Below are 9,619 nucleotides of genomic sequence, written 5' to 3'. Positions count from 1 at the left end.
AAACTTTATTTTAAATCTACATCACTTTACCTCAAACCCAAACCCATTACTCAACTGTTACCGACTTCGCCAAGTTTCTCGGCTTATCTACATCACAATCGCGATGCAATGCCGCATAGTAAGAGATTAATTGCAACGGAATGACTGATACAAGTGGAGTTAATAGTTCATGTACTTCTGGCGTAGTGAACGTATCTTCTTCTTGTTGGAGTCCTTTCATTGAGATGATGCATGGGTTGGCGCCGCGTGCTACGACTTCTTTGACGTTTCCGCGGATGCTTAGGTTGACGCTTTCTTGTGTTGCTAGGGCGATGATCGGTGTGCCTTCTTCAATCAAAGCGATTGTACCGTGCTTTAATTCTCCGCCGGCAAAGCCTTCCGCTTGAATGTAAGAGATTTCCTTTAACTTTAAGGCACCTTCGAGACCGACATAGTAGTCCATACCGCGTCCGATAAAGAATGCGTTCCTTGTAGTTGATAGGAAGCTGCGTGAGATTTCCTCGTATTCTTCTTTAGAACCGCAAAGAACCTCCATTGCATTGGCTACAATACCGAGCTCTTGTACTAAGTTGAAATCTAGATTCATGCCTTTAGCTTTAGCTGTTACTTCCGCCAGAATGGCAAGCACAGCGATTTGTGCAGTGTATGCCTTTGTAGAGGCAACTGCAATTTCTGGACCTGCATGTAATAATAGTGTGTAATCTGCTTCACGGGATAAGGTTGAGCCAGGCACATTTGTGATTGTTAGTGCTTCATAGCCCATTTCTTTAATACTTACAAGGACAGCTCGGCTGTCTGCTGTTTCTCCGCTTTGGGAAATAAAAATGAATAATGGCTTGCTGGACAACAGTGGTGTATTATAAACGAATTCGCTTGAAATATGCACCTCTACTGGCACGTTTGCCATTTTCTCAATATATTGTTTTCCGACAAGGCCTGCGTGATAGGATGTTCCTGCAGCAATTATATAGATACGATCCGCTTCATCCATTGCAGTCAGGATGTTTTCATCAATTGTTAAAGCACCGTTCTCATCCTGATATTTTTGAATGATTTTACGAAGCACGAGCGGCTGCTCATCAATTTCCTTCAGCATATAATGAGGATATGTGCCTTTTTCAATATCACTTGCATCAAGTTCTGCTGTATATGGCTTACGTTCAACCACCATACCTTCAAGATTCTTAATGATGACTTGATCCTTTGTCACCATGACCATCTCTTTGTCTACAAGCTCTACATATTGATCAGTGATTTGAATCATTGCCATTGCATCAGATGCCACAACATTGAATGCATCACCTAAGCCGACAAGTAGCGGGCTTTTATTCTTTGCCACATAGATCGTTTCCTTGTCCTCTTCATCTAAAAGCGCAAGCGCATATGACCCTTTTAATAGCTTCAAGGTTTTGCGGAATGCTTCTTCAGTGCTCAAGTTTTTAGAGAATAATTCAATGAGCTGTACAATGATTTCCGTATCAGTATCACTGTTAAGTTTTACATCTTGCAAGTATTCACGCTTCAGTTGATCATAGTTTTCGATAACACCGTTATGGACCAATGTGTAGCGGCCAGTATTGCTTTGATGCGGATGGGCATTTTCCTGGCTTGGTACGCCATGAGTAGCCCAGCGCGTATGACCAATCCCTGTATTAGCAAGCACATTGTGATCCACAATGCCGCGAAGATCAGCAATTCTTCCTTTTTCTTTAAACACTTGAACGCCTTTGCCATTAACAACTGCAATACCTGCAGAATCATACCCTCTATATTCAAGCTTTTCCAAGCCTTTTAATAATACTTCCTTAGAATCATGATTTCCTATATATCCTACAATACCGCACATACTTCTTTCCTCCTAGTAATAGAAGGGGCAAGAAGCCTTTAAGGGCATACTTGCCCCTTATCTCCGTAATTTTGTTCATTTTTAAATGAGACTACTGAAATAGTCCTCATCCTTGCTTATTCCTAAAAAAAATAAGCTTGCTATTTTGCACATTCATTTCTCTTTGTGCGTCAGGTTGCCCCAACGTTTTAAAGAAATGATTTCGGTTGTGCTGCAACCGGGAGGTACCCGCCGATGCTTCGATAAACCTCCTCCTCGTCAACTAATCCATGTGTCGTCCTCAGATTAGCCCGGGCGCTTTAATTATTAAGCTTCTCCTATCCACCTTTCCTTTTATGAATATAGCTTTCGCATTATACAAAAACATGATAAGCATACCTTATCAATCCCCTTTCGTCAACTAAAAGCATATCAATCATAGTATTTTTCCACCATAAAAAAAGTGAATTTTCAGCCATAAAATAAAATATGCATGAAGGAGCTTGTCTGTTCCTTCATGCATATCACATTTTTACTTAAGATTCTTTTAATCCCATCTCTTGTTCTACAACCGCTGCGATTCTATTTACATATTCATCGCATTCTTCTGTTGTTGGCGCCTCTGCCATTACACGAACGAGCGGCTCTGTACCAGATGGGCGGACAAGGATGCGGCCATTCCCATTCATCTCATCCTCAACTTGCTTTATGACAGCACTGACCTTTTCATTATCTGTTACATGATGCTTATCAGTTACTTTTATGTTTACAAGCTTTTGAGGGAATTTTTTCATTTCCTTTGCAAGCTCAGATAAAGGCTTATTTGTCATTTTCATAATATTTACAAGCTGAAGCCCAGATAACAATCCGTCTCCTGTAGTAATGTAGTCAAGAAAAATAATATGGCCCGATTGCTCTCCGCCAAGGTTATATCCGTTCTTCTTCATTTCCTCCACAACATACCGGTCACCGACAGCGGTCTGTACACTTGCGATTCCATTGCTCTCTAATCCTTTATAGAATCCTAAATTACTCATTACTGTTGAAACAACAGTGCCTTGCTTAAGACGGCCCTGCTCTTTTAAAAACTTTGCACATATATACATGATTTGATCGCCATTAACGACCTCTCCATTCTCATCAATCGCAATGAGTCGATCGCCATCTCCATCAAACGCCAGTCCAATATCTGCTCCCTTTTCTTTAACAAAAGCCGCCAACGTTTCTGGATGCGTAGAGCCGACTCCTTCATTGATGTTTAAGCCGTTTGGTGATGCGCCCATCATCGAAAGGTCAGCATCTAAGTCTGCAAATAAATGATTCGCTAAAAACGAAGTAGCGCCATGGGCACAATCTAAAGCAATATGTAATCCCGAGAACTCTTCATCAACCGTTTGCTTTAAATATTGCAGATACTTTTGTCCGCCTTCAAAATAATCATTCACCTGTCCAAGAGCTCCGCCGATTGGACGAGGCAAAGCATCTTCTGAAAGGTCCATTAATTCCTCAATTTCCTGTTCCTGTTCATCTGACAACTTGAATCCATCCGGTCCGAAAAACTTTATTCCATTATCTTGGACAGGATTGTGCGAAGCAGAAATCATCACTCCAGCTTCCGCTCCAAGCGCTTTTGTTAAGTAGGCAACACCTGGTGTGGATATAACGCCTAAACGCATGACTTCAGCACCAATAGATAGAAGACCAGATACTAATGCATTTTCCAGCATATGACCTGAAATTCGAGTATCGCGTCCGATAAGCACCTTTGGACGTTCTTGATTCTTTGTCAGAACATAACCGCCAAAACGTCCGAGCTTAAAAGCAAGCTCGGGCGTTAATTCACTGTTTGCCACACCGCGTACGCCATCCGTACCGAAATATTTTCCCATAATGAATCGCTCCTTCTAACATATACATAAAAAAACACTGTATGAGGCTCTCTCTTTTATAACGTTACAATGCTAATTAAATGATTATACTTCCTTTGGTTTTATTGAAATCGTCGCTGTTTCGTTTGCAGGCACAAGCTCTACGCCAGATGGGCCGTTCACATTCACTTTTACTTCATGCTCTCCTTCTTCAAGGTTAGCTAAATTTAGGAATAGTTCAAAATCGCCCTTTTTTAATGTATTAACTTCTTCACTGTCACCAGATACAGTCAGGCTCGTCCGCCCACCTGACGGACTTTTAAACTCGGCTTCAAATTCATCGCTCAGTCCTGATAAGCTTATTGGCATATCTGAATAGGTCCGATTCGCCTGTTCATTCTGTTGCTCTTGTTCTTCATCAGCATTATTATCATTGTCATTATCATTATTGCTTTCATTTGCCGGTTCGCTTTTCGTCACATCGGCTTTTACCTTTACCTGCTTTGGGTTCACCTCTGAAATGCCTTCTGAGATGATAACAGGCAGCGTTAGCTCAGTATCCTCACTCAGCTTGCTCACATCTACCTCAACGCGAACGCTTTCGGTTCCATTCAGCGCTTCCTCAGTACCATAGATCGTTGCCTCATCGGTATCTAATGTTAGTGATTTAATATCAATGTCACTTTGCGGGTTGCCCTTTTGCACAATATCAATTGGTACCGTTTTGCTTAATCTCTTAACTTCAACAGTCACTTCTACTCTGCCAGGGTTGACATCCACATTCAGCTTATTCATATCGCGATCAAGCACATTAATGACTGCATCTTCTTTTATATTCTCCGTAATCGGCCCTTTTATATTTAATGTTGCTTTGACAAAACCAATTCTCTCAATATCTTCCTTTGCACCGGTAACTTTTACAGTATTTGGCTCGGCAATTGCAATCGCAGCTTCATAACCGTCCTCTAAAATGCCACGGTTAAACTCGGCCTCCACTTGAAATTCCTTCGTTACCTTCTCCTGTACAGTTACATCTGCTACCCCTGGGTCTATAATCACATCTAGCTTATCAGAAATATCCTTTATTTCAATAGGTACTGTTTCCTCACCTATTTCTACATCTGATAAATCTACAAACACTTCAAAGTTCCGCTGAGCTTTTGCCGGCTGCAGATGGCTTTTAGGTCCTTGAAGCGTTACAGTCACAGTCTCCGGTACTCCGGACACGACCAGATTATCAGTATCATAATAAGCTTTAACCGGCACATCCTCCAGCACCGCTGTATCTTCCTCGCCTGGAACATTCACATTGCTTTGCTGTCTATCAGGGTCATAGACCGAATCGAACAACAGCAAGGCGAGAAGGAGTGCGACAACCTTCATAAACCAACTTGTATCAATCAGCTTATCAATATACTTATCCATTTTTCTTGCCCCTCCAGTTCCATAGAGTGGAAGAAGTCTGTTTTGACTTATTTTGAGCCATTAGCTCATTTGATAGTAATTCCTTAAATCTTTCTAGCTTTAAATCACGATGAAGTTCTCCATTTTTAGTAAGAGAAATGCCACCTGTCTCTTCAGATACGATAATGGTTAAACTATCCGTTACTTCGCTAATACCAAGCGCTGCCCTATGCCTCGTTCCTAATTCTTTAGAAATAAATGGGCTTTCCGATAAAGGCAAATAGCAGGCAGCTGCTGCAATCTGGTTTTTCTGTATGATTACCGCACCATCATGCAGTGGTGTGTTTGGTATAAATATATTTATCAGCAGTTCTGACGATATCTTTGATTGAAGAGGGATTCCGGTTTCAATATAATCACCCATCCCTGTTTCACGTTCTAAAGAAATCAGTGCCCCAATCCTCCGCTTCGCCATATAGTCAACAGACTTAACGATGGATTCCAATAGCTGACTTTGGTCCATTTCCTCCTGGTTACCGCTGCGGGCAAAGAACTTCCCTCGTCCGAGCTGTTCCAATGCTCTGCGCAATTCTGGCTGAAAAATTATGATGATGGCTAGGAATCCCCACAGAAGGACTTGCTCCATCATCCATCCTAATGTTTGTAGATGAAACTGATCACTGATTACTTTAACAAGAAGGATGACAAAGATGCCCTTCACTAATTGAACAGCTTTTGTTCCTCTGACAACCATGATAAGTTTATATATAACGAACCAAACAAGGAGAATGTCAATAGTATTAGCCAAAAATTTCAATAATGGTAAATCTGTAAAAGAGAAATCTATAAGCGACATTATCCTTCCTCCAAGTATTTATTCTAAGATTATTTGTTTCCATTTTATATGTAACCTACATATTATATCACATTTCATGCCAATTCCAATTTTCAGACAAGCCCGTTTTCGTATTTTTCCTTATTAAACAACATCCTACAGTTTTATTACCACATATGCAAAGAATTGCGAACAGGATTAATATGATATTTTATAAATAAAAGCTTTTGCCAATAATAGGCAAAAGCTTCGCTATTTACTATCGGTGTCGTCTTTATCAAAGACAGAAACAACATTTTTCGCTGTGCTTTTTATATGGTACCAAAGCCAATCAAAAATCGCATTGACCTCTTCAATATCCCCTGATACATGACCAGCAGAAGCAAGATATTTCTCTCCATTAATAACCGTCACATTGCCTTCTACTTCCCCATCTATTTGCAGATTGCCGTTCTTAACCATGACATCTCCCTTGACAACTTCTCCTTCAGGTACGATGACTGTATCGTTATCAACCACTAAATTCGGCTGCTTTGATACAGACAGCTGCTGATCCTCGTTCCAGGTAGAAAGAAGACTTCCTGCCATCAATATGATGAAAAGAGATGCAGCTGTCAGCATGGGGTGATGTCTGAACCACCTTTGCATGCCAACCTTCTTCTTCTCTTTAGGCAGCTTCGCCATTACATTTTCTGTAAAGTTGCTTGGTGCCTGAAAGTGAGAAGTACTTTGAACAAGAGCAATCGTTCTTTTCAATTCATGAAAATGCTCGGCACAATCTTTGCATTCATGCAAATGTGCACGTAACTCCTGCTTATGCTCATCTGAGATTTCTTCATCTAAATATTCATGCATATAGTGAATGATTTCTTCATTACATTTCAAAGTTCTCACCTTCTTATACGTAGCGTAATTGCTTTCTTAATGCTTCCCTGCCCCTATGTATCCTCGTTTTCACTGTTCCTAGTGGCAGGTTTAATGTTTCGCTAATTTCATTTAACGATAATTCCTCTATATACTTCAAGACGATAACTGAACGATATTTCTCCGGTAGCTTCGATATTTCCTTTTGAATCGTTTCTTGCAGCTCCAAGCTTTGGACATCATCCTCAGGCAATCTCGAGTTTGATGGAATTTGCGAGTACATCGTTAATCCATCTGTTCCTGCGACTTCTGCATCCAAATAATAATCCGGTTTCTTTTTCCTAATACGATCAATGCAAAGATTCGTTGCAATACGATACAGCCATGTAGAAAACTTTAAATCAATATTAAAGCTTTGAATATTGACGTACGCCCTTAAAAACGCCTCTTGAGCAATATCCTCCGCTTCGTGCTGGTTGGCTAGCATGCGATAGCATATATGAAATACTTTATCTTTATATATCTCTACAATCTCAGCATAGGCATCCTGGTCGCCCTTTAATACTTGTTTAATTCTCTTCTTTACTAAAATCTCCATCTTCTTACCCCCGCTCTATGCGGCTTATCGATAAAGTTTACGAATCGATAGCGGAAAAGGTTTCACTTTTTTTATTTATGTGTTATCAATTAAAATCATTTGCATTATATTTTATTCATCATAGTTATTTTCATAGTTCTTTCGTTACGTTAAAAATTACATCCTTTTATATTTTAACAAATTTTTACTTAGGATGGTTTATTAAATTATTGGTATGGGTATAAAGAAGTTAAATCTTAACAAGGAAAGGATTTGTTTCGATGCATGTAAACGAACTATTAAGAGATATTGAAATTCATCGCAGCCGAATGATTGAGTTAGCATCAACGAACTCTTTTTCCCATCATCAAGTAATTGAAGCAAGTATAAAATTGGACAGCCTAATAATTAGATACCATACACTTACATTAAAAAATGAAGCCTGAGACTGTATGATGTCCCAGGCCTTTAATTTAATTATAGTAATTTTTCACCAAATAATGAACCCATTAATGCAACAGCAGCAGTCGCTGTTTTATTTTTTTCATCTAAAATAGGGTTTACCTCAACGAATTCCGCAGATGTAATGATATTGGATTCCGCTAACATTTCCATTGCCAAATGGCTTTCTCGATAACTGATGCCTCCCATAACAGGTGTACCAACGCCTGGGGCATCATTGGGGTCTAATCCGTCTAAATCGAGTGATAAATGAACCCCATCCGTCTTTCCCTTTAAATAGTTAATGGTTTCTTCCATAACAGTGGTCATCCCTAATCGATCAATTTCATGCATTGTATAAACCTTTATACCTTTTTCTTTAATGAGCTCTCTTTCCCCCTCATCAAGCGATCTCGCACCAATAATGACGATATTTTCTGATTTTAATATTGCGGTTTCTCCTCCTACCTCGGTTAACATAGGGTGGCCTAGCCCAAGGCTCACAGCAAGTGACATTCCATGTATATTCCCCGATGGAGAGGTTTCCGGTGTATTGAGGTCACCATGTGCATCATACCAAATAACACCTAAGTTTTGATAGTGCTGCAGCAAGCCTGCAATCGTTCCAATGGCAATGCTATGGTCTCCGCCAAGTATTAATGGAAATGAATCTTTTGCTACCACTTGGTCGACTTTTTCTGCTAGAATCTTCGTTTTATCCGCTATTAACTCTAAGTTTCTCAAGCCTGTATCACTGTCGACCTTCACTGCCGGTCTGCCAACTTCAATATCGCCTAAGTCCTCTATTTCATTGAATAATTTATTTAAACGTTCATTAATTCCTGCGTAACGAATTGCACTTGGCCCCATATCCACACCTCTGCGCAATTGGCCTAAATCCATCGGCATTCCTAAAATTGATAGCTTTTTCATATTATCCCCCCGCTGTTGTAATCTTTTTAATTGTAACCGCTTTCAGATAAATGGTTCAACTCTGCAAATTTATGAATAACTATACAGGAGTGATTTTACATAATGATGTTCGATAGGATGGATCATATTTTTTGCTTTCAACAAATCATTTCTCCATAAGAAAAATCCCGCAGATATTCATCTACGGGATTTTTCTTATGGAGCCTAGCGGGATCGAACCGCTGACCTCCTGCGTGCAAAGCAGGCGCTCTCCCAGCTGAGCTAAGGCCCCATACAAGATATTGGAGCGGAAGACGGGATTCGAACCCGCGACCCTCACCTTGGCAAGGTGATGTTCTACCACTGAACTACTTCCGCATTTTCTAGAAAGGATTATATAACAAATTCCTTAAACATTGAATGTTTAAGGAATTACTTAGTGAGCCATGAAGGACTCGAACCTTCGACCCTCTGATTAAAAGTCAGATGCTCTACCAACTGAGCTAATGGCTCAAAAAATGGCTGGGCTAGCAGGATTTGAACCTACGCATGACGGAGTCAAAGTCCGTTGCCTTACCGCTTGGCTATAGCCCAATAATATTCATATATGTAAAAATCAGCAAAATAAAAAGGACTAATTATATCTTGTCCATTTTTAAAGTTTTCATTCAAAATAAATGGTGGAGGGGGGCAGATTCGAACTGCCGAACCCGAAGGAGCGGATTTACAGTCCGCCGCGTTTAGCCACTTCGCTACCCCTCCGCATATATATAAACAGTGGTGCCGGCCAGAGGACTTGAACCCCCAACCTACTGATTACAAGTCAGTTGCTCTACCAATTGAGCTAGACCGGCTTACATAATCAAGGTTAAAAATGGTGGAGGATGACGGGA

General features: G+C 40.3%; 8 protein-coding genes and 6 tRNA genes. 1 reads left to right on the top strand and 13 read right to left on the bottom strand.

The features are described 5' to 3' along the window. Nucleotides 1–46: 46 nt before the first annotated feature. From glmS to sigW, 6 genes are all read right to left on the bottom strand, one after another. Nucleotides 47–1,846, bottom strand: coding sequence for a glutamine--fructose-6-phosphate transaminase (isomerizing) (gene glmS / locus CWS20_RS26950; protein ID WP_066192389.1), 1,800 nt, complete (start codon nucleotides 1,844–1,846; stop codon nucleotides 47–49). A gap of 515 nt (nucleotides 1,847–2,361) precedes the next feature. Beyond that, entirely contained in the window at nucleotides 2,362–3,714 is a 1,353-nt protein-coding gene (gene glmM / locus CWS20_RS26945) for a phosphoglucosamine mutase (protein ID WP_066192387.1), read from the bottom strand. Between the two features lie 84 nt (nucleotides 3,715–3,798). Continuing rightward, complete coding sequence (locus CWS20_RS26940; RefSeq protein WP_066192385.1) at nucleotides 3,799–5,118, bottom strand: CdaR family protein; 1,320 nt, start codon at nucleotides 5,116–5,118, stop codon at nucleotides 3,799–3,801. Continuing rightward, a complete protein-coding gene (gene cdaA, locus CWS20_RS26935) occupies nucleotides 5,111–5,953 on the bottom strand; it encodes a diadenylate cyclase CdaA (protein ID WP_066192381.1) in 843 nt (280 codons plus the stop codon). The genes CWS20_RS26940 and cdaA overlap by 8 nt, the downstream gene beginning before the upstream one ends. Before the next feature lie 231 nt (nucleotides 5,954–6,184). Beyond that, a complete protein-coding gene (locus CWS20_RS26930) occupies nucleotides 6,185–6,817 on the bottom strand; it encodes an anti-sigma factor family protein (RefSeq protein WP_066192379.1) in 633 nt (210 codons plus the stop codon). 13 nt (nucleotides 6,818–6,830) lie between these two features. After that, a complete protein-coding gene (gene sigW, locus CWS20_RS26925; RefSeq protein ID WP_066192377.1) occupies nucleotides 6,831–7,394 on the bottom strand; it encodes an RNA polymerase sigma factor SigW in 564 nt (187 codons plus the stop codon). Between the two features lie 260 nt (nucleotides 7,395–7,654). Here sigW and CWS20_RS26920 point away from each other — a divergent pair, with 260 nt between their 5' ends. Further along, nucleotides 7,655–7,819: an aspartyl-phosphate phosphatase Spo0E family protein gene (locus tag CWS20_RS26920; protein WP_083957219.1), complete on the top strand. Its 165-nt coding sequence runs from the start codon at nucleotides 7,655–7,657 to the stop codon at nucleotides 7,817–7,819. Nucleotides 7,820–7,850: 31 nt separating this feature from the next. Here CWS20_RS26920 and rocF read toward each other — a convergent pair whose 3' ends face one another. The 7 genes from rocF to CWS20_RS26885 all read right to left on the bottom strand — a co-directional run bounded on the left by rocF (nucleotide 7,851) and on the right by CWS20_RS26885 (nucleotide 9,580). Next, nucleotides 7,851–8,747 carry an arginase gene (rocF, locus tag CWS20_RS26915; RefSeq protein ID WP_066192375.1) on the bottom strand — a complete coding sequence of 299 codons (897 nt, stop codon included), beginning with the start codon at nucleotides 8,745–8,747 and terminating at the stop codon, nucleotides 7,851–7,853. Nucleotides 8,748–8,945: 198 nt separating this feature from the next. After that, nucleotides 8,946–9,018 (bottom strand) — tRNA-Ala (locus CWS20_RS26910). Nucleotides 9,019–9,029: 11 nt separating this feature from the next. After that, a tRNA-Gly gene (locus CWS20_RS26905) sits at nucleotides 9,030–9,104 on the bottom strand. Nucleotides 9,105–9,166: 62 nt separating this feature from the next. Continuing rightward, nucleotides 9,167–9,239: transfer RNA gene (locus tag CWS20_RS26900), tRNA-Lys, on the bottom strand. A gap of 6 nt (nucleotides 9,240–9,245) precedes the next feature. Continuing rightward, nucleotides 9,246–9,320, bottom strand: a tRNA-Gln gene (locus CWS20_RS26895). Nucleotides 9,321–9,404: 84 nt separating this feature from the next. Further along, a tRNA-Tyr gene (locus CWS20_RS26890) sits at nucleotides 9,405–9,488 on the bottom strand. 16 nt (nucleotides 9,489–9,504) lie between these two features. Beyond that, nucleotides 9,505–9,580 (bottom strand) — tRNA-Thr (locus tag CWS20_RS26885). Between the last annotated feature and the right edge of the window lie 39 nt (nucleotides 9,581–9,619).

Origin of the sequence: Cytobacillus horneckiae (assembly GCF_002835735.1) — a bacterium.
Taxonomy (GTDB): domain Bacteria; phylum Bacillota; class Bacilli; order Bacillales; family Cytobacillaceae; genus Cytobacillus; species Cytobacillus horneckiae.
The sequence above is the reverse complement of the archived record's forward strand: the minus strand, read 5'-3'. Positions and strand labels throughout refer to the sequence as shown.

What these genes read in the sequence shown, in the direction of transcription:
- glmS (WP_066192389.1), bottom strand. Translation starts at nt 1,846, where the DNA reads ATGTGCGGTATTGTAGGATATATAGGAAATCATGATTCTAAGGAAGTA.
- glmM (WP_066192387.1), bottom strand. Translation starts at nt 3,714, where the DNA reads ATGGGAAAATATTTCGGTACGGATGGCGTACGCGGTGTGGCAAACAGT.
- CWS20_RS26940 (WP_066192385.1), bottom strand. Translation starts at nt 5,118, where the DNA reads ATGGATAAGTATATTGATAAGCTGATTGATACAAGTTGGTTTATGAAG.
- cdaA (WP_066192381.1), bottom strand. Translation starts at nt 5,953, where the DNA reads ATGTCGCTTATAGATTTCTCTTTTACAGATTTACCATTATTGAAATTT.
- sigW (WP_066192377.1), bottom strand. Translation starts at nt 7,394, where the DNA reads ATGGAGATTTTAGTAAAGAAGAGAATTAAACAAGTATTAAAGGGCGAC.
- CWS20_RS26920 (WP_083957219.1), top strand. Translation starts at nt 7,655, where the DNA reads ATGCATGTAAACGAACTATTAAGAGATATTGAAATTCATCGCAGCCGA.
- rocF (WP_066192375.1), bottom strand. Translation starts at nt 8,747, where the DNA reads ATGAAAAAGCTATCAATTTTAGGAATGCCGATGGATTTAGGCCAATTG.